The sequence below is a fragment of the Microcoleus sp. S13_B4 genome (assembly GCF_036700885.1).
In the GTDB taxonomy this organism is placed as follows: domain Bacteria; phylum Cyanobacteriota; class Cyanobacteriia; order Cyanobacteriales; family Microcoleaceae; genus Microcoleus.
In genome coordinates this window covers 99,143-126,138 of sequence record NZ_JAUBPU010000002.1, presented here as the reverse complement: position 1 = coordinate 126,138, position 26,996 = coordinate 99,143, and the positions used below count along the sequence as shown (strand labels likewise).

The 26,996-nt window shown below is 46.7% G+C and carries 20 protein-coding genes; 11 read left to right on the top strand and 9 right to left on the bottom strand.

The features are described from left to right. Positions 1-157: 157 nt before the first annotated feature. On the bottom strand, positions 158-1,036 hold the full coding sequence (pgeF, locus tag QT994_RS02170; RefSeq protein WP_333171440.1) for a peptidoglycan editing factor PgeF: 879 nt from the start codon (positions 1,034-1,036) through the stop codon (positions 158-160). Positions 1,037-1,605: 569 nt separating this feature from the next. Here pgeF and QT994_RS02165 point away from each other — a divergent pair. Beyond that, the gene (locus QT994_RS02165; protein ID WP_333171437.1) at positions 1,606-3,348 is read left to right on the top strand and encodes a peptidoglycan DD-metalloendopeptidase family protein; all 1,743 of its coding nucleotides are present in this window, start codon (positions 1,606-1,608) and stop codon (positions 3,346-3,348) included. Positions 3,349-3,515: 167 nt separating this feature from the next. Then, a complete protein-coding gene (locus tag QT994_RS02160) occupies positions 3,516-5,798 on the top strand; it encodes a hypothetical protein (RefSeq protein WP_333171434.1) in 2,283 nt (760 codons plus the stop codon). Between the two features lie 63 nt (positions 5,799-5,861). Here the strand turns inward: QT994_RS02160 and QT994_RS02155 are convergent, their stop codons facing one another. After that, complete coding sequence (locus tag QT994_RS02155; RefSeq protein WP_333171431.1) at positions 5,862-7,052, bottom strand: glycosyltransferase family A protein; 1,191 nt, start codon at positions 7,050-7,052, stop codon at positions 5,862-5,864. Between the two features lie 682 nt (positions 7,053-7,734). Further along, positions 7,735-8,454: a riboflavin synthase gene (gene ribE / locus QT994_RS02150; protein WP_333171428.1), complete on the bottom strand. Its 720-nt coding sequence runs from the start codon at positions 8,452-8,454 to the stop codon at positions 7,735-7,737. A 228-nt stretch (positions 8,455-8,682) separates the two neighbouring features. Here ribE and QT994_RS02145 point away from each other — a divergent pair, with 228 nt between their 5' ends. From QT994_RS02145 to QT994_RS02120, 6 genes are all read left to right on the top strand, one after another. Continuing rightward, positions 8,683-9,189: a bifunctional nuclease family protein gene (locus QT994_RS02145; RefSeq protein ID WP_006635481.1), complete on the top strand. Its 507-nt coding sequence runs from the start codon at positions 8,683-8,685 to the stop codon at positions 9,187-9,189. Positions 9,190-9,194: 5 nt separating this feature from the next. Next, positions 9,195-10,325 (top strand): aldo/keto reductase, encoded by a 1,131-nt coding sequence (locus QT994_RS02140; RefSeq protein ID WP_333171426.1) that lies wholly within the window; start codon positions 9,195-9,197, stop codon positions 10,323-10,325. A 490-nt stretch (positions 10,326-10,815) separates the two neighbouring features. Beyond that, positions 10,816-14,052, top strand: a complete 3,237-nt coding sequence (locus tag QT994_RS02135; protein ID WP_333171424.1) for a PAS domain-containing protein — start codon at positions 10,816-10,818, stop codon at positions 14,050-14,052. 136 nt (positions 14,053-14,188) lie between these two features. After that, positions 14,189-14,716, top strand: a complete 528-nt coding sequence (locus QT994_RS02130) for a hypothetical protein (RefSeq protein ID WP_333171422.1) — start codon at positions 14,189-14,191, stop codon at positions 14,714-14,716. A gap of 103 nt (positions 14,717-14,819) precedes the next feature. Continuing rightward, positions 14,820-15,290 carry a YwqG family protein gene (locus QT994_RS02125; RefSeq protein ID WP_333171420.1) on the top strand — a complete coding sequence of 157 codons (471 nt, stop codon included), beginning with the start codon at positions 14,820-14,822 and terminating at the stop codon, positions 15,288-15,290. A 78-nt stretch (positions 15,291-15,368) separates the two neighbouring features. Beyond that, positions 15,369-15,761: a YwqG family protein gene (locus QT994_RS02120; RefSeq protein ID WP_333171418.1), complete on the top strand. Its 393-nt coding sequence runs from the start codon at positions 15,369-15,371 to the stop codon at positions 15,759-15,761. Between the two features lie 169 nt (positions 15,762-15,930). Here QT994_RS02120 and QT994_RS02115 read toward each other — a convergent pair whose 3' ends face one another. Next, a complete protein-coding gene (locus QT994_RS02115) occupies positions 15,931-17,040 on the bottom strand; it encodes an extracellular solute-binding protein (protein ID WP_333171416.1) in 1,110 nt (369 codons plus the stop codon). A 788-nt stretch (positions 17,041-17,828) separates the two neighbouring features. Here QT994_RS02115 and QT994_RS02110 point away from each other — a divergent pair. Further along, complete coding sequence (locus tag QT994_RS02110; RefSeq protein WP_333171414.1) at positions 17,829-18,227, top strand: hypothetical protein; 399 nt, start codon at positions 17,829-17,831, stop codon at positions 18,225-18,227. Between the two features lie 387 nt (positions 18,228-18,614). Here QT994_RS02110 and cobT read toward each other — a convergent pair whose 3' ends face one another. The 5 genes from cobT to QT994_RS02085 form a co-directional block, all read right to left on the bottom strand. Further along, entirely contained in the window at positions 18,615-19,721 is a 1,107-nt protein-coding gene (gene cobT, locus QT994_RS02105; RefSeq protein WP_333171412.1) for a nicotinate mononucleotide-dependent phosphoribosyltransferase CobT, read from the bottom strand. 72 nt (positions 19,722-19,793) lie between these two features. Continuing rightward, on the bottom strand, positions 19,794-20,549 hold the full coding sequence (locus QT994_RS02100) for a DUF2232 domain-containing protein (protein WP_333171410.1): 756 nt from the start codon (positions 20,547-20,549) through the stop codon (positions 19,794-19,796). Positions 20,550-20,791: 242 nt separating this feature from the next. Further along, positions 20,792-21,289 carry a universal stress protein gene (locus QT994_RS02095; RefSeq protein ID WP_333171408.1) on the bottom strand — a complete coding sequence of 166 codons (498 nt, stop codon included), beginning with the start codon at positions 21,287-21,289 and terminating at the stop codon, positions 20,792-20,794. Positions 21,290-21,379: 90 nt separating this feature from the next. After that, entirely contained in the window at positions 21,380-22,093 is a 714-nt protein-coding gene (locus QT994_RS02090; protein WP_333050047.1) for a Crp/Fnr family transcriptional regulator, read from the bottom strand. 690 nt (positions 22,094-22,783) lie between these two features. Next, positions 22,784-23,092 carry a hypothetical protein gene (locus tag QT994_RS02085; protein WP_333171406.1) on the bottom strand — a complete coding sequence of 103 codons (309 nt, stop codon included), beginning with the start codon at positions 23,090-23,092 and terminating at the stop codon, positions 22,784-22,786. Between the two features lie 47 nt (positions 23,093-23,139). Between QT994_RS02085 and QT994_RS02080 the strand changes: the two genes are divergently transcribed. After that, positions 23,140-24,327 carry an RNA-guided endonuclease TnpB family protein gene (locus QT994_RS02080; RefSeq protein ID WP_333171404.1) on the top strand — a complete coding sequence of 396 codons (1,188 nt, stop codon included), beginning with the start codon at positions 23,140-23,142 and terminating at the stop codon, positions 24,325-24,327. Between the two features lie 374 nt (positions 24,328-24,701). Further along, positions 24,702-26,993, top strand: coding sequence for a hypothetical protein (locus QT994_RS02075; protein ID WP_333171402.1), 2,292 nt, complete (start codon positions 24,702-24,704; stop codon positions 26,991-26,993). Positions 26,994-26,996: the final 3 nt, after the last annotated feature.

Here is a 26,996-nt window from a genome sequence, read left to right as displayed (position 1 = left end):
TTTTGCTGCTAGTTTTTGGTGCTTTAAAACAGGAACCAGCAAACCTTACGAAAATAGAAACTAGAAGGCATTTGGCATTCGTAAATAAAAAATAATGAATCCAAAGATTTTTATTTTTATCTTTGCCGTCTAAAATTTTACCTTCTGCCAAATGCCCTCAGAAGGAACTTGTCCCGCAGGCACTCACAATTCCCGACCACTGGACTTTTTTAAGTTGATCGCGGCGGTACGAAAAAAAGCGAGCCGAGTCAGAATAAGTACAGAAAGGAGCGATCGCCACTTGAGAAACATCTATTCCCAACTGCTGCAATTGCAGAGCATTGCAGAGGCGAACATCCAAGCGTACTTTTCCCGGTTCTGGATCGGCCAAGACAGGCGTTTCCGGCAGTTGGTGCAAAAACTCGCAGATGCCGTCGGCTGTCGCACTAACGGCACTCTTAGGAGCTATAGTGGCTCCCAGTTCCGCTGCTACTTCCACAGATACCTGGTAAACCTTTCCAGCGATCGCCGGCCCCATAGCAATCTTCAGATTTTCTAGTTGACTGCCTTGTGCCACAAGTTGAGCGATCGCCTCTGGTAATATCTTAGCAGCAGTCCCGCGCCAACCCGCGTGAACTGCGGCAACCAGTCCCGTGCGATCGTCAGCAATCAGCACCGGCACACAGTCAGCCGAGCAAACCCACAGCGCCTCCAATTCTCGCTCGGCAACCAAGCCATCAGCCTCAGCATAGCTTGGGGCAGCAGTTTCCGGGCCCAGAGCCACAACCGGGGACAACTCACTCGTTTTGAGTACCCCATTGCCGTGTACCTGTTGGAGTCGGTAAACCTTAGCTCCAGGTTCGAGAACTGCCGTCAGATCGATCGGCCCCTGGGGCGAGAAATCGCGAGTAAAAAAGCCGTGAGACCATTGAGAAAGCAAGCTACAAGTCAGATAAGGCAAGCCTTGCCAGCTCTGCCAGTCCCAACTGATACCGTCAGGTTGTCCGGCGCATTCAGAGTCAGGAAAATTTGTCAAGCGATCGCCAGCTACAGTCATGAAACCTATCCTTACCCAAGCGAATCATTTAGCTTGTATTCTAAACAATCAAAAATTTTGTCCGCGAAGTTTAAAGACCGGGCCAGGTTGCAGGAAAAAATCGCGATGAGTTGGCGGTTTTAGAACAACTCACATCTTGCACCCTTCTCGCTTAACAGGCCCGACGACCTGTTCCACAAAGAGTAGATTTTCTTGTGGGGAGTAGGGGTTGGGCAGGAGAGCCCGCCCTGAAAAGATTATTGAGAATGGTGCAATATTTCAGGACGACCCACTGCGCCGAAATTTTGCAGAATCTGAGAAATATAGGCAACTAATTAACATAGAGGAACGCCAAAGCGCTATCATCAGTGTGGCCGTCACAGACTTCTAGGCAAGTGCCATCGGGATCAACAAAACCGGATATCGATCGCGACTGCATGTGTAAGGCCTTCGAGCTTGTTCTATGTGCAAAAAAAATTGCCTCAAGCCCGGTAAAATCAGTTAGGCCTGTATATAAAGACAAGGATTGCCATACATTCGATCCTGACTTCGAGATCCTTGTGCCCCCTGTTGAGTTGGGAAAAAAAATCGTGAAACCAGTTCCAGACAAGCAAATAACAGCCCATTTGAACACCAAACAGCAAAAAAAGAACCCTACAGGCGCCCGGACTCGATCGCGCCTTTTGTCCGAACGCTCACTGCTGGTGGGACTGGGTTGCCTTGCCAGTCTGGGACTGCTCAGCAAAGGCCTAGTTTGGGCTCAAGCCGAAACTCCGCCAGCAGAACAAGCCGTCCCCGGCGCAGCAGACCTCCAGCCCTTATTTGAAGCTCCTCTCCCGCCCCCGGAACCCTCATACAGCCAAGGGTCGCCACAAACAGACCCTGCACCGCAGGCAGAAGTGCCGCCGCCCGAGCCTGCCTATGCCGCACCGGCCAGGGAGCCGGAGTACGCCACCGAACAACCTCCCACCCAATATTATCTGCCGGAACCCGCGCTGATTCCGCTGCCCGAAGCGACGGCCCAGGAGCCGCCTTTTGAAGCGCCAGTTAACCCAGCCCACGCTGAAATCGACAAAACAGACTACAGTGTTGGCGCTACCAGCGACTACGAAGCGCCAACCAGAATAGAGTTTGCAGAAAGATCGACCGGCTGCCAAGGAGAAGGCGGTGTGTGCGCGCCTCCTCGTGTTTCCGAGCCAGTGACGGCAGATGCCGGAGAACCAAACTACAGACAGGAAACTCCGAGGGCAGACGACGGCTATATTGCAGCCCCTCCTCCTCGAAATCGGCCAGAAAGCATTCCAGACAATGTTCGGGAAACTGTAGCCGGAAATAGTAGCGGGAATCCTGTCAGTAAAATAGGTCAAGCCGTTCAACAAATAGGCAGCAAGGTTTGGGGGGGTTCAAACCCACCGGAATCGGGTTACGTACCCCCGCGCTACTCGGCAGACACTGGATACTCAGCAGACACTGGATACTCCGCTAACGTCGGCTACTCCGCAGACGCTGGGTATTATGCCGGATCTGCATCTTACGGTGGCGGTCCTCCAGCGCCCAGCATGGGACTCGGGCCGGTTCAAGTCGGTGGGGTTAGTGTCAGCAGTGGCAGCAATACCGGTTTTGCTTACTACAATCTCACGCCGCGTCCCGCAGGCTTGCCCGGAAATGGCAACAGCAGCCTGCTGTTTCCGCTATCTATTGCTGCGGAAATTACTTCGCCGTTTGGGTGGCGAACTCATCCGGTTATGGGCTACGGCAGGTTTCACACCGGAACGGACTTGGGGGCCCCGATGGGAACGCCCGTACTGGCAGCCTATGCGGGTCAAGTGGCGATCGCCGATTGGTTGGGCGGCTACGGTTTGACTGTGGTTCTCGACCACAACAAAAAGTCTCAAGAAACTCTCTACGGCCACCTTTCCGAACTGTTTGTGAAACCGGGAGAGTGGGTGAAACAGGGAGAGACGATCGGCCGCGTCGGTAGTACAGGAATGTCTACAGGGCCCCACCTCCACTTCGAGGTTCGGCAAATGACTGACCAGGGTTGGGTGGCGATCGACCCGGGCTCTCAGCTAGAATTCGCTCTGGCAAAAATGATCGGCACTTTGGAAACCGCCAAAGTACCGCAAATGCCAAAAATGGTCGAAATACAAACCGCTAGCGGACTCAAGGATTTGGAAAACGATCTGCCTCAGCTTCCACCTCTGCCGCTGGGAATGGACATCGAAGTTCACAACCTCCAGCCGCCATTCCCGGAACTGTTAAAAGCTGATACTTCTAAGCCCAAAGATGCCGAAGCCGTCAAACCAAAAATTCAGAAGCAAGCTAACAGGTAAAAGTTGGGGATTGCCTAGATGAATTTTCTTGTGGAACGCTCGAAAAGCGCACCCCACAAGAAAATTAATGTTTTGTACAACCAGCACGCGAACTCGTTGCTTTTCCTCGTTACCAGGCTGTTTCGGGTAACGAGGAAAAACTTATAAAAAAGGGTAACTTGCAGCTTATGCTAATAGCGCAGCATTTGTGGGAATTAATTTTATTTCTGATTATTGTAGTCGGCCCGGTTCCCCTAAGCTTGTCTCTTGCCTTCGAGAATCAGAACGAAAACAAGAACTATTCATTTCCCCATTTTCTCCTCGTACTCCTGACGGGATGGAGCATTGCACAAGTTTGTATCGGCTTGATTTTAGGAAGCGCCGATCGCCTAAATATTGCTGCGGTGATTATAGCAGAAATGCTGATTTGTGCGATCGGCGTAATCCTGATTTATACCAAAAACCACAGAAATTTTACCTTTTCGCAGTGGCAGATTCCCCAACTCAAGCAACCTCTGAGCAAATCAGAATATCTAATTATTGTTGCCACCGCTGTTGCAGGATTTGTGCTGTTGGAAACTCTCGCAACCAAACCCACAACCAATTATGATTCATTGTGGTTTCACCTACCTGCGATCGCCCGATGGTATCAAACCCATTCATTTACATTATTAGATGCTGCGGGAAATTGGATTTTTGAACAAGAACAAGCCAAAGTCTATCCCTACAATTGGCACGTTTTATCTGCTTTGTGTGTGCTTCCCTTTGGAGAAGATTTTCTAGCAGCTTTCCCCCTGCTAATTGCGTGGGTACTTGAGGGAATTGCAGTCTATCTATTAAGCGTAAAATTCGGAGCAACCCGAATTCACGGTATGGCAGCAGCATCTTTAGTATTGACAGTACCGATGGTGCTCAACCAAGTTAACACCATTCACCCCGACTTACCGCTAGCTGCAATATTTACAGTCGGTTTGTATGTAGGTTTATCATATCATAGCAGCCGATCGCAATCGGAACTCTCCCTATTTTTGGCAGCCACAGGAATGCTAGCCGGAATAAAAATTACGGGAATAGTCTATGCTGCCTCACTTTTAGGAGGATTAGCAATATTAGAACTTAAAAGATTCGCGGTTAATAAAAAATCTACACCCGCTAAATTTAGAATTCGCCACTTTATCAAACCAGTGTTACTGTGCGGCATAGCTTGTTGCTTGCTTTTAGGAGGTTTTTGGTATGCGAGAAACTTGCTGCAAATCAATTATCCTGTCGGCGAAGTCGGCGATATTAAAATTCCCTTAGAGCCTGTTCCCTTACCGTCTCCCATACCTGGGCAAACACCTCCGGTACAGCAGCCACCCGCTTCGCCACTTTTAAAAATTTGGCAAAGCACTTTAGCAGCTCAATTTAATCCCAGCAATATTTCCCACTGGCAAACTGTCGGCTTACAAATTATCATTAGATTGCAACTGCCATTTCTGGCGATCGCACTTCAGGTATTGGCAGCACCTATGGCTTTTATCAGAGGAAAAACCCGAATAATCGATCAAAATAATATCATTTTAATTGTAGTTCTCGCCAGCACCGGAATTTTGTATTTAATTACACCTTACACGTCGGGTACTGCGGGAGAGTCGATCGGTAAACTCAGCCCTTTACTGGGTTTTAATCTCAGATACGGCTTTCCCTTTTTAAGCGTACTCGCCATCGCCGCAGCAGCTACAGCAACTCTCTTGACAACTCCAAATCTAGTTGTTCTGGTAGTGGTTTTGGTTAGTGGTTTGTTGGGAATTATTAGCAACACAAGTTTTGATTATATTAAAAATGCTTCTTTCACCGGAGATAGTATTGTTTGGGGGAGTTTGTTGATTGACAATTTTAAGTCTAACCCAGTAGAAGCTATTCATAGTATCTGGAAAATCTTAGCTCCGAGTTGGCAATATATATTACCATATCCGATATTTTATCTTGTGTCAGTGACGCTGGCTGCGATATTGTGGAAAATCAATCCTGGCTTAGGATGGTTGAATCATCTATTTCCCACCCGAAAAAAATCGATTTACATAGTGATAATTGGTGTCTGTATAGGATTGATAGTAATTGGTCATTGGAGGGAAAAGCGAGATTTTGCACGCACCGAACTGTATCGCGGTATTTACGAATATATTGACAAAAATACAGTACCAGATGAAAGAATAGGATTCTTTTTAAGTTCGCGCAGCTACCTGTTTTACGGCAGAAATTTGGACAGACAAGTTTTATATGTGCCGTTTAGAGCCGATCGACTTTCGGCATGGATTGACAACCTCCGGCGAAATAAAATTAGGACGGTGGGATTCGGGCCCCTGACTGGGACAGACGCAGCTACCAGAAAAGCTCTATCTTGGCTGACAAGTGCCGAGGGCCCGCTGCAACCAGTTTTTGGAAAAAATTTTAATACTGAGTCGGTATTGTATCGTTTGAAAAATTGGTAACTGCTCACCGCAACGCAGTGGCGGTGCGTAATTACGTTTTAATAGCCTGAATGTCTTTTTTCATTAAGACAACTCTGCCTTTGCCGAGGGTGTGGCGCTAACGTTCACTTGAGGGAGCGTGTCAATATTTGGTTGATTTCGCTTGACAAGGAGGGAAATTGAGCGGTGAAAAATGTTCCCTATCGTTACCATTAATTCGATCTTTTTGCGCCGGTTCTCTACCAACACCTCCCGGCAGATCGGTGGGTTCTCAGAGGATGGCGTATCTTCTACTCTCACAGGTGCATCTAGAGCATCCTGATGTTTCCCAGACTGGGATAATAGGTTTAAAAGGCTCTTTCCCAATACTATGTAAAAGCCAGAACGCAATAAGGGTGAGATGCACTCAGTTTTTAAAGCTTGGAATAACCAAAAGAGCGCGGTGCGATCGCGGCCGTTGCGGCTGCTTTGGTTCGCTAAGTACAGCAAAAAATTACTGGTAGATAATCGGTGCAGGAAATCGGGAATTTCGGGATGCCGTTCCTTGGCAGCTTGCAGCATCAAAGATTGAGAATTCGCCATTGTCGTATAGTTGGTAGACATAGTGTTATACATCCTGCGATAGCCAATGGAAAATTCCGGCACCGCTCGAAATTGATAAAACTCTGCTATCCGCAGGTACAAGTCCCAGTCTTCACAGCCTTGAGCATTCCTTTCCTTCAATGTCTTGTCATAAACCCCCACCTTTTCCAAACAACTGCGACGCATCATAGAAGCACTCGCGTTTCCTATAAAGTTGTGGCAGATTAGGGTGGCGTACACGTCACCTTCAATTCTAAAAGACCGGAATCCTCCTGTTAGCAATCCTTTTTCATCCAAGTCCACTGTCCACGAATAGACCACCCCTACTTCTTCCCCTCCCTCCAACATACATTCAACTTGTTTTTCTATGTTTTCAGGATACCAAATATCATCGGCATCAATGGGGGCAATATATTCTCCTCTAGACTTCTGAATTCCTAAGTTTCGAGCAGCAGCAACTCCAGCATTTTGCTGTTTCAGAAGCTGGACGCGAGAATCTTTTTTGCCAATTTTTTCTACAATTTCAGGGGTTCGATCCTGGGAACCGTCATCGACAACTAAAACTTCAATTGCTGGATAAGTTTGAGCGAGAACAGATTTCAGAGTTTCTTCAATAAATGGTTCAGCGTTGTATGCAGGGATAATGACTGAGACGAGAGGAAAATGGGGGGATTTTTGAGAATCTGGCTGCATTGGTTTTTAACAAGATTTTTCAAAATTTTTGTTGCTTTCTAGATAGGCATATCTACCTTACACTCCTCGCACTCAGGACTTACACAGTTGGAGGAAGAGACAGCCAAGCTCCGCTGACAATAATTCTACGCCTTTCTCAGTTCAATGTCAATGGTAGATAGCATATATAAATGAGTTTTTTTCATCAAAATAATGGTAATAGCCTAAAACTAAAAGTCATATTTTTAGACTTAAAAATATGTCACTCCATAAAATGGATGAGAGTAAAAAAACTAAGAGTTTAAACAATTTGTTTGTAACCACAAGTCGGATAAGTTGTCATCAATGTTGATATTTAGGTATAATAATCCTATATAGCAATACGGTTCTGTTAAGGAAAATTGTAGCGAAAATGTTGGGCGGAGTGAAACGGAGAGTTCGTTCCTCAAGCCAACCTACGCACGATCGGTTTTTTTAGCACTAACTAAACCGTATTGTCCTATATAGAACCCATTTGATATCTATTACTGTTACCGTAAGCGTTGTACCAGATGGATTTCAGCTTTCTTGCTGCCATCGCCCCATGATTTCTCGTCTTGTAGCTATTGAGTTATGTCAGACGGCTTGTTTGTCCGCCTGATTTTTTCCGAAAAGATATCAAATGGGTTCTATATGAGCAAGGTGCGCGGTGCACACCCGAAGATTAAATAAATCCGTGTTCTGCTAAAAATTCTGGGGTAATGCCTCCTAAATGGTTGAGGGCGGGGGTTTCTTCCCAAGGTTTGGGCTGCGCTTTTGAGCCGCCGCTACGGAGAAATTTGGCGACATATTTGCCCAGAATATCTGCTTCTAAATTAACTAAACTTCCTGGTTGCAAATAACTGAGGTTTGTCTCACCAAAACTGTGGGGAATGACAGCAATTTCAAACCAATTACCGTCAGCATCGCAATCTGCCACTGTTAAGCTGATGCCGTTGACGGCGATACTGCCCTTGGAAACGATGTAAGGTGCGATTTGACGTTGCCATCCCGAATTTGCTGCTGGTGGGGCAGTAAACCGCATCTCCCAAGCGTTGGCGGTTTGGGTTGATGTGGCTAAAGTGCCGATCGCATCTACGTGCCCCGTCACGAAATGTCCCCCCAATTTGCTGCCGGCGCGCAGGGAGGTTTCTAGGTTCACCAAAGCATCGGGGAATGATCCCAGAGTTGTGCGGCGGAGGGTTTCTGGGGAAGCGACGGCGACAAAACCCGTCGCAGGGAGAACTTCCACTACCGTTAAACAGACTCCATCTACGGCTACGCTGTCCCCAATGGCTAAATCTTGTAAAATCTGGTAGGAGTTGTTTGATGTGCAGGAAATTTGGAAATAATCGTTGCCTAGCGACTTCAGTTTTCCGAGAGATTGAATTAGTCCTGTAAACATAAGTATTTTTCCTTAGTTGATCGCTTATTTACATCAAATCACAGGGACAAACCAGAGACAGGAGGTTTGGTCGTCCCCCTCTCCCCCCGAGTCAATCTAAAATCTAAAATCGACACTGCCCGATCTGTTGCAGATTCAGGCGAAGATCAAGTCATACTGGATTTAGGTGATCTGTATGTCCAAGTTCTCCACTGCCTTACAGTTTCTTAATTCTATGAGGCCGATCGAATGATTGAAATGAAAGTCGCTGGAATTGCCTTAGATGCAGCCACGCGCAGTCCTATTGTCCTATTGAGAGACGCTACTGAGCGACGGGCTTTGCCTATTTATATCGGTCAGGAGCAAGCAAAGGCTATTATTAGCGCGATCGAAGGCCACAAGCCTCCTCGACCCTTAACTCACGATCTGATGGTCAATTTCTTAGAGGCATGGAGTCTTACCTTGGAGCGCATAGTTATTCACTCGCTGCAAGATAACACCTTTTATGCCGTGCTGATCGTCCGTCAGGGAGAAGTTAAAAAAGAGATCGATGCCCGACCTAGCGACGCGATCGCCCTAGCCCTGCGAACGAACTGCCCCATCTGGGTGATGGAAGAAGTCGTCGCCGATGCTTCGATACCGGTCGATCGAGATGCTGATGAGGCAGAACGCCGGGCATTCCGGGAATTTATCTCAAACCTCCGTCCAGAGGATTTGATTAAGAGAAGCGGCTTCAGCCCGGGCGAAACTTCCTAACCTTTATGCGCTATCGACGGTTTGGCAAAACGGAGTTGCACTTGTCGGTATTTTCCTTGGGAACCATGCGCTATTTGGCTTCTGAGGAAATTGCCTGTCAGACTGTAAAACAGGCGGTGTCTCTGGGAATCAATCACCTGGAAACTGCGGCTGGTTACGGTTGCAGCGAAGAATATCTTGGCGCGGCCCTCTCGGCTGGTTTGTCTGTCGATCGATCGCGCCTCCACGTCACTACGAAAATTTCCCCGACGGAGGATGCAGCAGCAATGGAACGCTGCATCGACGCATCCCTCAAACGCCTGAATTTAGACTATATCGATTGTCTGGCAATTCACGGTTTGAATACTTGGGAACATTTGGCGATTGTGCGATCGCCCACAGGCTGTATGCAAGCGGTACGCAAAGCCCTCGCCGATGGTCGCATTCGGCACGTCGGCTTTTCGACTCACGGGCCTCTGGATCTGATTTTGTCTGCAATCAATACAGATTTGTTTGAATTTGTCAATCTGCATTACTACTATTTTTTTCAGCGCAACGCCCCGGCAATTGAACTCGCCAATCACAAAGATATGGGCGTTTTCATCATTTCCCCGGCAGACAAAGGAGGGCAACTATACACGCCCCCGGAAACTCTCGCACAATTGTGCTCGCCTTTCTCGCCCTTAGAGTTAAACTATCGGTTTTTACTTAGCGATACTAGGATTGGGACTTTAAGTGTGGGGGCTGCAAATGCGACAGAATTAGAGCAACCCCTGAAATATTGCGATCGCGACTTTCCCCTCATCAACGCCGAAATCACTGCCTTCGATCGGCTAGAATCGGTGATTGCAGCCACTTTGAAAACCGACAAATGCAGCCAGTGCTATGCCTGTTTGCCTTGCCCGGAAAACATAAACATTCCCGAAGTATTGCGACTTCGCAATCTCGCCGTCGGGTGCGACATGACTGACTTTGGCAAATACCGCTACGCCATGTTTGAAAATGCTGGACACTGGTTTCCTGGCAGCAAAGGCAACCGCTGCACCGATTGCGGCGAATGTTTGCCCAGGTGTCCCGAAAAGTTAGACATCCCAACCTTGCTCAAAGATACTCACCAGCGACTGGGTGGTAAAGCAGGCAGGCGGTTGTGGGATTGAAAAAAAGGTGAAGCCGGGAAAAGGCGATCGAGCGTATCTAAGTGTTGGAATAATTACGTTAAACTTTGGTTTAAGTGAATTTACGATAGAGTCGATCGAACAACTACTTAGTTTGGCAAGTCTATGCGACAGCCTCCCGATGTGGCAAAAAGCCTTTTTGAGGAGTGCGAGTATCTTGCACAGCCAAGCCTACATCTAAGTGGGAACTCTCCGGCTCGCTCTCTTGTGAAAGGACTTATTGGGAGGCTCCCAACAAACTTTAAATAGGAGCGGACAGTAGATGTAAAAAAAACTAAATAACACAATCTGATAGAAAAGCGAGAAACGGATTTTTGGGAAAATACCCCAGTCATTTTTTGGCTTTTTTATGTCCGGCGAGAGCGAACAATTTTATGATAATTGATTAACCGAACTCGATCTCAACTCTAAAAGAGATGGTTCCCCATTAATTGCTTCCCTGTCATTTACAACCGATTCATCATCTACTACTATGGCTCCAACTCAGTTAAACGACAGCAAGCCAAATTGTTCGCAGCCAACTAAAGTTGCGACTTATGAAAGAAGATTGAAAGCAGCTTTCAAGCCGTGTACCTATAACTTATCTGTTACCAGAAAACAGCTAATTAGACTGCTGGCTTTACAAACAATCTTGCCAGTCGCACTAACGGGAGCAGCACTTTGGCTAACATCGGAAGTTGCAAGCAATCAACTGCAAAATCAAGCAACATCAGAACTGAGCCTTAGTGAAATTAATTATAATCTCAAACTCGATCGCGCCGCCGACCGTTTGCAAAACTCCTCTGACAGCAAAACGATCGCCCAAACGGCCTTAGCTTATAACAGCGGTAAACAAACATCAGATTTGCGAAAATCTGTCAAGCAAATTTTGGAAAATCAACTCAAAATAGGGGAAGTAGACAGCGCGACCTTAGTTGGAAAAAATCGGCAGATAGTTGTTAGCGTTAACGCCAACCCGGAGGGGAAAAGTTTTAAAGAGCAAAAAATAGTAGATCGAGTATTCGCTGCAAAAGAGCAAATTACCGCCACCGAAATCATTGCCAAATCAGAAGTTCAGAAACAATTGGGATCTTTACCTGCGGGAAATGGCGATCGCCCTGTGCTCGTCCGCTACGCAGCAATTCCCGTAAAACATCCAAAAAATCAGACAGTGATTGCTGCCTTAGTCTTAAGAAAAATTATCACCCAAACGTCGGCAGTCGCTAACAGCGAAACCCTGAATTTACAGGGCGGCGGATATCACGCTATCTACGCACCGCTGGCTGACGGCAAATTTGTCTTGGCAAGTTCGCAAGCAGTTACAAAAAACCAACAGTTGCCAGACTTAAATTCGATCGACAAATCTCTCCTAAAATCTGCACTCGCCGACGGCAAATTAGTCACCGGGAACGTACACATAGGCCGTCAAACTCATGCAGTAGCTGCCAAACCCCTCCGCAATTTAGCGGGAAAACCCGCAGCCATTTTAGTGCGATTCATCCCCAAAACCTCAATCGAAACTGGGTGGGGCAACAATTGGCTGCTGCTGGCACTGTCTGCCGCCGCCCCCCTCGCCTTGGCAGTTGCAGTCGCCCGCCGGATTGCCAAACCCGCTAACTCAGATTTATCAACAGCAGAGGGGAATGGGGCATCTAACTCCAGCGCCGAACCGCAGCCGCGAGCCCGGAAGTCCGCTCTAATTTCTGACAATTTAAATTTAGGCGAATTCCCCGCTTTATTCCCAAAAAAATCGAGTTTAGATGGTCAATTAGCGATCACTTTTCGATATAAAAAATTTGCGGGCGCTCCTCTTCGGGGGCTTCGCCAACGCCCGATCGCAAATCCCCACATCCCCCTCGCTTTCCCACCCCTAGAATTGCCCGCAACCTCCGTCTCAAACGAGTCGCGGCCGGTAAATACAGAACTAGAAAAAAGCGCGATCGCCTTAAATCTAGTCCAGGAAGCTTGGCAAGACTTAAATCGCCTCAACTGGGAATTGCAGCCAGAAATACTCGATCGCCAAAACACTCAAAAAGCCCTGCGAAAGAGCGAAGCACTGCTGCAAGCGATTTTAGACAACTCAACAGCAGTAATTTACATCAAAGATGTTGACGGAAAATACCTGCTCACCAACCGCCATTTTGACAATTTGTTCGACATCGCAAAAGAGCAAATAACAGGCAAAACCGACAGCGATATTTTTCCCGAAGACAAAGCAGCAGCCTTGCGAGAAAATGACTTGAAAGTTCTCGAATCCTCCTCGCCCCTAACCATCGAAGAAATCATCCCTCAAGACGACGGCCCGCACACTTATATTTCTCTTAAATTTCCCCTCTGTAATTCTGAAGGCAAAGCTTATGCAGTCGGTACAATTTCTACAGACGTGAGCGATCGCAAACAGGCCGAACTCACCCTAGAAAAAGCCAAGGCAGAACTAGAAATAGAAGTCGAACAGCGCACGCTATTCCTCAAACAAGCCAACGAACTATTGCGGTTTGAACTCGCCGCCAGAGTCCGCGGCGCCATCACCGTCAGACAAATGACGGCTCAGGTAGCCCGACACGCCAGAACAGTTGACGGCATTCTCGGCGCTTCCCTTGACCTAATTTTTCTAGTAGATCGATCTGGAAAATACACTTATGTCAGCCGCACCGCCGCTCAAGCAGTCGGCCTCAATCCCAGAGATATGATTAGCAAAACCTGGCGAGAATTAGGCTGGTCGCCACAAATTTTACAGCAGGTTGAGGACGATTGCAGCGCCGTATTTGCCACAGCCGAGCCCAAGAAAGGCGAAGTAATTGTCCCCACCGCAATCTGGGGAACCCGCGACTACGAGTACATTCTCAGCCCGGTTTGTGCGACAGACGGCAGCGTCGAATCCGTAGTAGCGACGCTGCGGGATATCACCGAACGTAAAGACGCTGAGGAAGCGTGGCAGTTGGCCAAAGAAGCCGCAGAACTAGCCAACCGCGCCAAGAGTGCTTTTCTGGCAAACATGAGCCACGAGTTACGTACTCCCCTCAATGCGATTATCGGCTACAGCGATATGCTGGTGGAAGATGCCCAAGAGGTAGGCAACTTAGAGGTAGTCTCGGATTTAGACAAAATTCGCACTGCTGGCAAACACTTGCTGCGGCTGATAGAGGACATTCTCGACATCTCCAAAATTGAAGCTGACAAGATGGAGATTTACCTCGAAAGCTTCGATGTTGGAGGCTTAATCGAGGAGGTAGTAACAACTATCAAACCGCTAATGGATAAAAACGGCAATACTTTGCAAGTATTGAGTTCTGACAATATCGGCGCGATGCACGGCGATTTGATGAAAGTGCGGCAGGTAATGCTGAATTTGCTCAGCAATGCTGCTAAATTTTCTGCTAATGGGACGATCGTGCTTACTGTCGAAAGAATTACCAGTGAAGAATTAAAAAATAAATATCAACCGAGAGTTCCTCAACTGTTAATTTTGGATGCAGAATTTTTAATTTTCCGAGTGACGGACACGGGCATCGGCATGACAAAAGAGCAGCAAGAGCGACTGTTCCAACCTTTTACCCAAGCCGACAATTCAACTACTCGCAAGTACGGCGGTACGGGTTTGGGACTGACTATCAGTCAGCGTTTTTGTCAGATGATGGGCGGCGATATTGAAGTTACTAGCGAGTTAGATTGCGGTTCTACTTTTACTGCTTGTCTGCCTGCTTCATTGTTTAGGCGATCGGAATTTTAACAACAATTGTGCCGATTCGCCGTAATAACTTCAGTCATCAAAATTTCTTGAGCACTAAATTACTCACTACAAACCGATTTTACAGGACTCGATCTTAACAGATAACTTTTGTACACAACCGGTCCTTGCCAATTATATGAATTACCACACATTTAGCCACAAAAATCAAGTTTTCCGCCACAGACATGGCATTTTGACAAAAAGTTTATTTTTGTTCCTGATGGCGGGTTGTGCGTGCCTCGGAGCATTGCTGCAGGAGCAATCTGCTGCCTTTTCCCAGCAGCCGGTCTGCCCGACTGGCAACGCTGCTAATTTCCCCTCGCCTCCGCTTTCGCAAACCGAAAAAAGCGTGCCGAGTCTGTGGTTAGCTCAAAAACAGTTTGGCGGGAAATTGCTCGATCGCTGGTTTGTCGATCCCGGCAATACTTGGGTAATTCTCATAGTCAACCGCCAACTTTGGAGTTTGCTCGATTATATGGAACGCTATCAGTTTGTTAACCGCTTTGGCACTGTCGCCAGGGACTACGGTTACAATGTGCGAGTTTGCAACCGTCAAGGCACTGCTTTGGCAGTTTATTCGTGCAAGGGCGATCGGCTTAGCTGTCGCATTGATTTAGAATCTCTCTCAAATCCCCGTCTTCGAGGAAGGGTGAAAGGATTTTAGTAGGGTGCCCGGAAGCGAGTTATTTTCTGGATAATCGATAAATCAAGAGCTGACGCACCGTGCCTTTGAGCTGATAAATGCGGTTTATAATACGTAGAAAAAAATGAAAACCAACCTTGAGCTTCCTGCTGAATTAGAACCTTTTCGCGAAGAAATTGAAAGTTCAGAAAAGCCTGTTATCAAAATCACTTACGAACGAAAGGCGACTGATTTCTGGTCAAGCAAATTTGGCGGAGTGCCTTACTTGCCGAAAGGTTACGATTTTCCCAAAGATAGTGATGGAAAATATATGCACCTTTTGGCACAACTCAATTTTGAGGAAATTTTTGCCCAAGTGCCATATTTAGCCCCTTTTCCCAAACAAGGAATTTTGCAATTTTATATTAGTAACAATCTAGGTTGTTATGGAATGGATACAGACAACTTGGACAATCAAAAAGATTTCAAAGTATTGTACTTTTTAGAAGTTGACAGAAATAATTGTCAAACAGATTTTGCTTTTTTGTTGGATATCAATGAGATCTATTCAACTTTAAACAATCAAAAATTTAGTTCCTTGCAATTTTTTGACTAAAATAATTGTCCGATTGATAATCCTTTTAGTGAGCATATTTGTGAACATGATTATTTTTTACCTTTAAAGCACAAATATGTGAATAATTCTCAAGAATGTTTGGCTTTACAGTTTAGTCCTGACAATGAGTGGGTTTGCCCAGAAGACTATCAAATTAATAACATTTTTGAAAAACAAAAACTTGAACAATTCTTTGAGGTAATCAGTACAGATAATTACAAAATATTTGATTGGTATTATGCTAATTTATACGAAATTCACCATAAAATAGGGGGATACGGCTACTTTACGCAAACTGACCCTCGTGAGTATAGTCCGCAATACAAAGACCATAAATTTGTACTCTTACACATGATTAGTGATGATGAGATTTGTTGGGGTGATTGTGGAGTAGGTAACTTTTTGATTCGTGCTGAGGACTTAGAAAATTTAGATTTTTCTCAGGTGATTTATAATTACGATTGTTCTTAAAATTAAAATACTAACACTTTCCGCCCCTGCTGTTGTGTTTGTTATTTCACTGCCGTTTGTTGCTTTGCTACACACAAGGCTGGTGACTGACGAACCCTACGGTTTAAGGTGCGTCAGTTTTGATGATTTTCTCGGCGCTTTTGGGCTGGTGACTGACGCACTCTACATTTTAACTTCTCACTATTTGCCTAGTTTCTTGCCAGAGCGATCGATATTGCTGAATCCCCGCATCCCCGAAAGGCAGCAGAAAGTCGCTAGCAGCAAGAATCTTAGCATCCGGCAACAACACAGAATTAGTGCGAATAGCTTCCGGCAAATCTTCGGGTTTCATGCCGACAATTATCGGCGAACTAGCCTTAGCCAGCAAAGATAATTGAGGAGCAATCCGAGGCTGCAAGCAAAAATCAATCCATTTTTCCACTAAAGAAACTGAATTCCCTGATGCTGGTTCTACCCACAAATCTGTCCAAAGTGCAGTTCCAGAAACCGGAACTACTAAAGCAATATCCTTTTGAGTTTGCAGCAGCGGCAGCAAGTCTCCAGAGGAACCTACTGCCAACCAAGTATCGCCTAAAATTAATGGTTGCAGGTAAGCGTCAGAACTATAAAATTTAACTTGTCGGTGCAAATTTGCGAGTTCTTTTTTGAGATTGGGAACTTTATCTAATTGCTGGGTATTGTAAGATTTTCCGAGTTTTTTTAATGTTAAACCGATAACTTCTCTAGCACTGTCCGGCAGAGAAATTCGATCGCGCAATTCTGATCGCCACAAGTCTTTCCAATCTGTTGGAGTCCACCCCAAAGCCTTAAATTTGTCGGTTCGATAGGCAATTACCGTACTTCCCCAGCGGTAAGGTGCAGCCCACACTTTACCTTGAGGATCTAATTTACCCTCATCGTTGCGCCTGACGAGTTTTTGCCATCTTTCAGGCAATTGTGGCCAATTAGCAAACTTAGCAGGATCGATCGGCTTAATCAATTTTTGCCTAATTGCCAAAGTCAGCCAGTAATCTCCCAACATCACCAAGTTAGCTTGATTTTTTGATTTGGGAATTTGTTTCCACTCCTGCAACAGGGCGAATAATTCTTTTAATTGTCCTTCTTGGGTTACCTGCAAAAGCGGAGACGGTTGTACATCGCGGCTAAATTTGCTTACCAGTTGGGCCGGAATACCGTTTTTGAGCGATCGAATTTTGAGAATGGGCTTCGAGTCGCACCCTGCCGCCAATTGACTTAAAGTTAGGGTGGCGGCCCCCAATAGCAAAGACCTTCGTTTCACCTGTGAATCCGCTTTTATAAATATTGACCGATCGTTTTGTGTTCTGCAGCCAGCGAAATAATTGTTTGTCGAGTCCGCTAGTTGACGCCGATTTGTATTATTTCTTCCTCAAACACAGAGCCATTGTACTCGGTTCTGCTCCCTTTTAAGCCTGCTGCCTTCTGAGTCTGTTTTGCTCTTGCCTGATTTTACCTTCTAGTTTGTCGATCGAGTTTTCCGATGCCGAAAACTCCGTCAACTTAACGCCTAATTTCTCTGCTCCAAGTTCCTTTGAGCCAATTTTGCTCGTCAGCGGGGGCGATCGACTGCATCTGTGTTACATTTTTTAATATAACGAAATAAGGAGAGCGTTGCCCTCTGCCACGGGAGGATGCTTTTTTACACAACCGAAGTGAAAAATCCTTTTTAAACCCGCGACAGCTTAATAACTAAACATCCACTCATCTGAATTCTGAAAGCCCTGGCGAGAGCGGAGTCAATCTAATAGGACGCTCCGCACTCCGACTCTCAGGAACCGGATGTTTTAAATCGGATTGAAGGTTTGAACGAAGTATGGGGGTTAAAAAACCCGGTTCCTGCGTCTAAGACTATCTAAAACCTAAAATCTAAAATCTAAAATCGACTCACGAAAGGGGATCGATTATCTTCAAGCTGGCTCCCTAAATCTACCGTCAGGATTGGGAACACAACAATTACGTCAAAAATTAAATAATTTAGTGATAAATCCAAGTTATGTAAAGATTTACCTAAAATGTAAAGATATAAGTTACGAGCAAAAGGATGATTGTATGGAAGCGCTCCGCCAGCAAGTTACAGTATTGAGCCAACAAGTCGATGCCCTCTACAAACTCATAGAAAACCTCAATGAAAAGCTCTTGGAGTCTGCCAAGGACACGAAGCTGACCCAGCAACAGAGAAACGATCGCTCTGGAACGGTAGGAAATGACCAAACCTCCCCCTATCAAAGCTATAGCAGTCTCGACGGGCTCCTCGAACACAAAGACATACTGTTAGATGACAGCTACTTCGACAAGAATTCTCAAAGTCTGGAAAAAGAGCTGAGCGCAGAGATTCAAATCCAGCGCTTAACAGCTCAGCTAACAGCAGCTTACAATCGAATTGCCGCCTTAGAAGAACAGTTGCTCTCGAAAAGAATGCACTCGCAACATCTAGGCGGGCCTAATTAAATATTGCTAGCGGGGATCGGGTAATAATCAAAAAAAATACAAGTTGCGTTGATTTATGCTCGTCTACTTATAGATTCATTGCATAGAGTTTTTTATCTCCCGCAAGTAGCAGGGGGAATACTGCATCAAAGTCAGATATTGTGTAGAAAATTCTGTAAATCTGAGAGTAGAAATGCTACATAAAGTGATATAATTATTCAGCCAAAACGAAGCTGAGTGAGCAGCAAAATCATGTTCGCAGCTCGATCGCCGCCTCTGAATTTTTAATGTTTAATTCCTAAGATTCCTGGACGCACAGAAAACTACAAACCCCGTTTTTAAGTGTATTCCTCGCTGCAAAACCCCAATATTTTCAGTAAAAACCCGGTTTTTTGCCTCCAGGACCCTCTAATGTTTAATTTCACACCGCGAGGCTAAAGCTTCCACAGCTTGAAGGAGTTGAGGAGGAGTCCAATTTGCAGTCAGGCCAGTGGCGATCGCACAGGCTCCCGCACCGACACCTTCTTTAACATAGCCGCGATCGTAAGCTTGCAGTTGCCCGTAGCGAGATCCAGCAAAACTTAGCTGCGCGGCTAACAGAGGCACACCGCCGATATCCGACGCAAGTCCTACAGTGTCTCCTGTAGGGTCTTCGGCCACCCAGCGCGTAGTTCCCACCGCAACTTGTTCGGGACGCCATACTAGAGCATATTCCCGGGCTAAGGCTTGCATCAAAGCATACACTGCCAACATTTGCGTGCCCCCGGCCAGAAGCACCCCGCAAGTCCGACTCGCGGCGATCGCCATTGCCGCCACCACTATTTGCATCGGATCGCCCACCGCAGCTACCAATTCCAGGGGAGTGCTGTTTTGTCCGCCAATTTCCCACTCAGCATTATTGAGTCCCGCTGTCACTGCAGCCAATTTTTGAGCGTGATTGCAGCGAGGATGAGAACTGTTAACTTTGCCCGCCGCTGCAATACCCAAACCCATTAACACGCCCAAAGCCGTAGTCGTTCCCCCAACTACGCACTCCCCTAAAATTAAATAGCTGCCATTAGTTTCAGCAGCCAATTTAGCTCCCCAAATTAATCCTTGTTCGAGCAAATGTTTGACTGTTTCGAGTTCTAAAGCATTCCCAGAAATCAGACACTTTGCCGGAGTGCCGCCCAAATCAATAGCAGGTACCGGAGGTGGGAGGGGCAAACCAGCATTAAATAGGTAAAGGGGAATTTCCAAAGCTTCGACTACAGCGCGAGATATTAGTACCGGCGAGGCACCCGCTTCTAGGGGTGGCAAAGGATATTGGGGGGACGCTTGGGGGCCGTTATACAAAAATTCTGCATCGGCTAAACAAGTAAATTGTCGATCGTGCGGCGTTGCTCCTGCTGCTGAAATCCCCGGAATTAACCCAGTAGCGGTAAATCCTAACACGCAGGCAAATATCGGTTTTCGTCCCCGATAGCGATCGAGCCACCGCTGACCCTGTTCGATTTCTGTATAAATACCAATCATAGTTAGTCATTAGTTATTAGTCATCATTTATCCGTCAACAGTCAACAGTCAACAGTCAACAATTCCCAATAACTACTCTTCATAATCGATCAAAACTTGCACCCAGCTTGGCGGCCGCGGGATTGGATTTCCTAAACGATCTAATAGCAGCAAAGCTACTAAATGCACTACAAATAAATAGACAATATTGTTAACCAAAATCATCCCGGCGGCGATCGCCCCAATTGTGTCCAAACTCGGTACATTAAGCCAGCCCAGCTTCACAAAAACCCATTCCACCATCTCTGTTACCTGGGCGGTTACGTAAACCCAGAGGTCTTGACCCACCAACGCGGACAGCAGCCAAAACCGAAAAAAGAAGCCGACAGTACCAATTACTGCACCCACACTAATAGAGAGTGACCAACTCGCTTTACGCCTCCAAAGTCCTCCCAGCGCCACTCCCATAATTCCAAAAGGCATCACGTATAAAATGCTCCGCGTCGGGCCCATCAGTACCGACAGCAGCAAACCCGATACCAAAGCTGCCATCCAAGCTGCTCGGTTGCCCCAACGCAAGTAAACTAAGGCGATGGGTATCGGGAAAAAAACCCGCAGCAAAGGCCCCAGCGGAAAGTAATAATTTACTAGCCAAATCAAGCTAGCGGTACTTGCCAAAAATGCTGTTTCTACGAGCCTTAAAGGCGCTTCCCCCGAGGCGCGCGTCCCCGGAGCGGGATTGGTGCGATCGCCAGCCATTGCTGAAATATCGGCGGTTGGCGGCTCGTTATTTGTACTGGGTGAACTACCCGAATTAGACGCAGCATCTGCTGACAAAAAATCACTCATCCGATTTTAGATTTTAGATTTTAGATTTTAGATTTTACGGGACTTGCGCCCGATACGGCTGATTCCCGATTTTACATTTTAGATTTTAGATTTTACGTGACTTGCGCCCGATACGGCTGATTCCCGGTTTCACTGTTTGGATGCCTCGCCGCCCAATTTAATATTGCTCGCAGAAACCGGGTTTAGGTAGGAACGCAAGTCTTATTTTAGATGGATTTTCTCAGCAAAAATTTTCAGCAGCATTATTTTTCGATTTTGACTTCCTGGATTACGAAAACCGAACAAGATGCGTGGTGAACGACATAATTGCTGACGCTGCCGAGAAAAGCTTCTGCGAACCCCGTGCGGCCACGCCTCCCCAACACTATTAAATCTGCGCCCCAATTTTCGGCGGATTCACAGATACAATGCCCCGGATCTCCGTCCATTTTGCAGTCAAATTCCACCTGCAATCCTTTTTGTGCTGCGGCGTCGCAGTAATTTTGCAGCAAACCCGAAGCGTGTTTTACCTCCCTTTCTAGCCGCAAACGTTGAGCTTGATAAGCTTGATCCATTAACTCGACATTCATGCCCAAATCTACCGGAATTGGCACTGCCGTCTGACCCACCGTGTTGATAGTAACGCAGTTAAATAGCATCACCTGGGCGCGATCGCTCAGAGCTAATTCTAAAGCTTGAGTGAAGACGCGGTGGCCCAGTTCAGAATCATCTAAGGCGGCGAAAATTTTCTTAAAACTCACAGCTTTACCTCCTGCGGGAAATCATCAATATCAGTTAGTTAACAGAGAGTGCTTTTGAATTAGATTCAATAAAAGCAAACTCTGATACTTCTAGACTAACAGACGCTCTAAGGCGTGGAGGTCGGGAATGCACAAAACGTCACGTTCGCGCTGAATAGTTCCTTTTTTTTCCAGCTTGCTGAGCACTCGCGTTACTGTTTCGCGAGCCAGCCCGCTGAGGCTGCTCAGTTCTCTGTGTGGCAGGTTCGGTATTTCAGTACCTCCTGTTTCCAGGATTTTTTTGCCTTGCCCCTCGGCCAAAAATAAGAGAATATCTGCTACTCGCGAGGTACTGTCGGACTCTCGCAAACGCAGGCGGCGGTTGACTTGTCGCAGGCGACGGGCCATCAGTTGAGCTAGGCGAATGCCTGCTAGCGGCTCGGTATGAATGAGCTGCACAAAATCCTGAGATGGCATATTGCCGATCAGTGTCGGGGCTAGGGTGATCACATCTGTCGATCGCGGTGCTTCTTCGATCGCGGCCATTTCCCCGAATAATTCTCCTTTCCCTAAAATATTCAGTGTTACTTCTTTTCCGTCTAGGTTGTAGGTGCGAATTTTCACCCAACCATCCAATATAAAATACACTGATGTTCCCCAGTCATTTTCGAGTAAAATCACTTGATTCGACGGATGACTGCGGGTAACGATGTGGAGAGTTGCTCTCTCGATTACAGGATCGGGTAATCCTGCAAAAAACGGAGTAGAAACTATCAATTGATTTATATTAGAATTCGGATCTCGGGTGTTAAAGCGGTCTTCCATGAGGCCATCATTTTAATTTACGCGCTTGAGCTGCGCTGGGCAGTTAGAAATAGCTTGCAGCCGAGTCATTCGATTTGAGATTCAAGATTTGAGAAACAAGGATCTAAAATCGGCAATTTTACCTCTAAAGTTTGGCGGTCAAAGGCTCAATATGGGAATTAATAGCCTCAAGCTCTGATTGGGAGCTAGAAACTTAAGAATATACCATAATTTTTTAGATATATACCACTGAGCAAATTTTATTAACAAAATTTTAGCAATGTGGCAAACGACTGAGCCGATCGAATTACCTTTGAAAACACTTCGCGAAGACAAGCTTAACACTGCTGAGAGATTTGTTGTCACTAGGCCCTGCTGTCGAGAAAGCAGAATCGACGAGCACAAGCCTGCAAGCACGGTAGACAGATCCCAAATCCGACTGCAAGCCTGAAACCTGGCAAAAGTCAGCACGATCGGCAAAATCCACAGCCATTGCGAGCCTAAAGACTGGCGCTCTTCGCGAGCGAAACCCACCTACTTCCCAGCCAACTTTTCTGCTACCCCAAGATTATTGTACCATTAGTATCTAGCCATGAAGACAGATAAAAGGCTATAATAAAGGGTTACTCAAACCTAGTATACGGGGACAATCCCGAATCTTGGCATCCCAAATCGCAACTTGTTTGAGGTTTTTTCCAAGTCGGTGAAAGATCAAGAGACAGTGGCGCGCCACCATGCTAAGGAAACTTGCGGTGACAATGTGCGGCCCGCCGTTCCAGCCGGTGAAGGCAAAAGTTCGTCGGGATCGCACCTCTTACGAGCAGGAATCAGCCTCCGGGTCGGGAAACTCGCTCGCCCCTGAGCCGCAAAATTTGACAGCACTTGCAATTGATAGAAGCGGGCATTTGGTGGGGAAGTACCGGCTAACCTATCATCAAAAAAATGGGCGGAGGGAAGCGGAGGGCCCAAACCCCGTCCTTTTAGGAAGGCTTTACATGAATTATTGTTAAGCTCTACCATTTCACACAAGACATGCTAGTATGTGAAATAGCTTACTTAAGGTCAGCATGACACTCAAAGCCTTCAGCTATCGATTCTACCCAACGCCGGAACAAGAAAGTTTGTTGCGACGTACTTTGGGTTGTGTTCGTTTGGTCTACAACCGTGCTTTAGCCACAAGAACCGAAGCTTGGTACGCAGAACACAAACGGGTAGGCTATGCTGAGACTTCTTCCATGTTAACCGAATGGAAGAAAACCGAAGAACTAGATTTTCTGAACAAAGTTAGCTGCGTGCCATTGCAGCAATGCTTGAGACATTTACAAACGGCTTATACCAACTTTTTTGATGGGCGGGCACAATATCCTAACTTCAAAAAGAAACGCAATGGTGGTAGTGCAGAATTTACCAAGTCAGCATTCAAGTTCAAAGATGGACAAGTCTACCTAGCAAAAAGCACAGAAGCGTTACCAATTCGCTGGAGTCGGACACTACCTGATGGTGCAACACCATCAAGCTTAAGCGTAAAGCTTGCACCATCAGGTAGGTGGTCAGTTTCTCTGCTGGTGGATGTTGAAATTGAAGCATTACCCAAAACAGATAATCAAGTCGGTATCGACCTGGGAGTTACAAGCTTGCTCACTCTAAGCACTGGCGAAAAGATTGCCAATCCCAAAGGATTCAAGGCAAAATATCGCCAGCTTAGAAGAGCGCAGAAAGCTTTAATTCGCAAGCAAAAAGGGTCAAAAAACCGTCACAAAGCACGGCTTAAAGTAGCGAAAGTGCATCAAGAAATCACTGATGCAAGGAAAGATAATCTTCATAAGCTAACAACGCGGTTGGTGCGTGAAAACCAAACCATCGCCGTAGAAGACCTAGCTGTGAAGAATATGGTCAAAAACCCCAAACTTGCCGCTTCTATAAGTGATGCAAGTTGGGGGGAATTAGTCAGACAACTTGACTACAAGTGCGATTGGTACGGTCGTACTTTAATTAAGATTGACCGATGGTTTCCGAGTTCAAAACGGTGTGGTAATTGCGGACATATCGTTGACAAGATGCCGTTGAATATCCGGGAATGGGATTGCCTTAATTGCGGGACGCACCATAACCGAGACATCAACGCGGCAAAGAACATTTGGGCGGCAGGGCTTGCCGTGTCAGTCTGTGGAGCGACCGTAAGACCAGAACAGAGTAAATCTGTTAAGGCTGGTGCGAAATCCCCTAGGGGACGGAAGCAGAAACCTAAGTCGTGAGTCTTAGGAATCCCCGTGGGTTTACGCCGGGGTGGATGTCAAAGGCAATAGAAGTTATCCGAAGACAAAACGTTAATTAACAGTTGTCACAAAATATTAGTAAATTATTGACTGACTCGCATTCAGGATACAAGCCCCCGGATTCATTCCTTCGCAGACTCAGGACGGAGAAATAAAAAACCTGTATCCGAGAAACTTGCCCCCCGAATTTATCCGTGGGGTCAATGCTTCAATTTTTTAATCTAAAATCTAAAATCTAAAATCGATTGACGGACTCGCATTCAGATTATTCTATCTATTGGCATCGCTGCCACCTGACTTCAATCTTTTTTCGGTAAAGTTTCTCCCAAGCCGCATTCCCAGAGGTTCCGCCCTTGAATTCTCAGAAGTACAAAATTCAAGCACTGATTGCTGAGATAGACGAGGTACTCAGCAAGCCCGCACCCCGCTTGCCTTGGACGGGTTCTCTTGATACTGTCCACCAGCGCCAACTTTTAGAGCGAGTTCGCGCTTATCTGGTTTCCTCAGACTCAAAGCTAACGGTCGCAAAGGCCCCCGCCCGCCCAAATGTGCCCCCGCAACCAGTTCCAGTTCCCAAAGTGCCTCTGCCCGCCTCTCGCCCCTCAGCCGCAGAGCAAATCATGCTTGCCGTAACCGGAGAAATCAGCCACCTGCGTTCAAGCCTGACAGGGCCGCTCCAAGAGGACATAGAAGCTCTGCGGCAAGAGCAGCAAGCTCTAGTTCAAGAAATCAAACAGCTAGAAGCAAAACGGCAGCAGCAACAATCCCTAGCTCAGCAACAAGCCAACCAACAGCAAATCATTGCTGAATTCTTGCAGGTACTGACTGCCCGCTTGGAAGAAACCTTGACTAGCGATTTCTCCCAAATTCTAAGTTCGCTAGAAAATCAGTTATTGCAAAGCAGCGCAGCACCATACTCTTTGGGCAGTGCGCCTGATGAACAATCGGCTATGGACGTAACACTTAACCGACAAACCTCAGAAGAACACCCGCTGCTGACGCCGGCTCAAAGGTTGGAGCAAATGCAACTGTTCCAATCTCATGCTGACAGTCTGCTGATGAGTCTCGATTCTAGGATGGCTATCGTGTTCGAGGCTTTGCAAGCAAATGTGCAAAGCTATCAAGCTTCCTTGAGACAAGAACTCGAAAATATGTACGGTTTGAGCCAGCAGAGCGAGGCGATGTTCGCCGCTTTGGTCAACCACTTGGCCTCACAGTTGGGGCGAGAAGCGTCTTCCTACGTTCAACAGCCGATCGATTTAGCAAATAATCTCGAAACCGTCACCCCAACAGCAGCCGATCAATCTCCTGTCGCTCCCGCCCTTTCAAATACTGCTGAGACTCTGACGGGAGACTCGGTGCAGGAAATTCGCACGGGCGAATTCGGAGAACAAGACAGATTGCCCTACGCGGGTACAGAAATTTCTCCACAATTCAGACAGTTGAGGCGCGACCGCGACCGCATTCAAGCCCCAATTTTGCTCCCAAAGTTGGAAGATAATTTGTTGGGTTCTACCCCAGAAATATCTCGAAATGCAACTCGGTTTACGGGCGGCGAGTCGGACAATAGGTTAACAGAAACAGACGAAGAAATTGAGGATTTGTATGCAAGTTTGTTCGCCGGAGAATCGGTTCCTGAAGTAGAATTACAAGCCGAAAGTTTTCCGGTAGACGATACTGTTGAGAAAAAAAGTGAAGGTGTAGAATATCCAGCAGCGACGGATAAGGGAACTGCCGAATCGCTAAAAATGACCGAAAGTTTGTTTGTAAATCTGCTGGATGAAGGCGAATCTCGGGAAGAGATTTTAGTAGATGAAGATTCAGAATTTGTAATGGGTAATTCTGTAGACTCTCTCACTTTAGATATGGCCGATTTATTTGAACCGCCAGTGGTAACAGGACCTCAAGTTTCAGAAGCATCACCCTCAACTGCTGAGGTGCAAATTGACGCGGACGATCGAGAAAATCTAGAAACGGGTCAAAACCTCAGCGAGCAGTTCGGCGCTACAGTGCCTCAATCAGCAGCTTTGCCGTTGAGAACGCCTGTAGAAATTAGCCCTCACCGCCCCACTGCCACGCCCCATGTGCCAAGTGTCGGCGATGTTCAAACTGGTGAGTTCGACTCATCCTCGCAGCGCCTTGATGATGGGTATATCCAAGCTTCGCCGGACGAGGATTTGCTGCCGGTTGAGGCATTAGAAGATGACCTCGATCGAGCTCTTAATTTGGACAACAATACTCTGGAACTGTTGGAGGCAGACCTCTACAATCTGGAGGGATTGGAAAATACTAGCTCCCGGCGATCGAATTTCTCAGCCGCTAACAGCTTCGATTTATCCGCGAGTTCCCCCGATGAGGGCGGTGCAAAAAATCCCTTTGCGGAGGTGGCAGAGGAAGAACTCGGCACGCTGGAGGATTTGTTCTCCGATGTGTTGGAACTCTCGTCTGATGATGAACCCTTTGTTTTGGAAAACGAACTTGAGGATGATTTGTTTGCGGAGGAAGACGGCTCGAATTTGACGCTAGACGAGATTTTGGCTAGTTTGACCGAGACCGATCGATCTTTGACTGATTCTCCCCCTCCAGAAACTGTCGAAACTAACGAACTGCGATCGAGTCCTCCAGAAAGTAAAAAAAAAACCTAATTT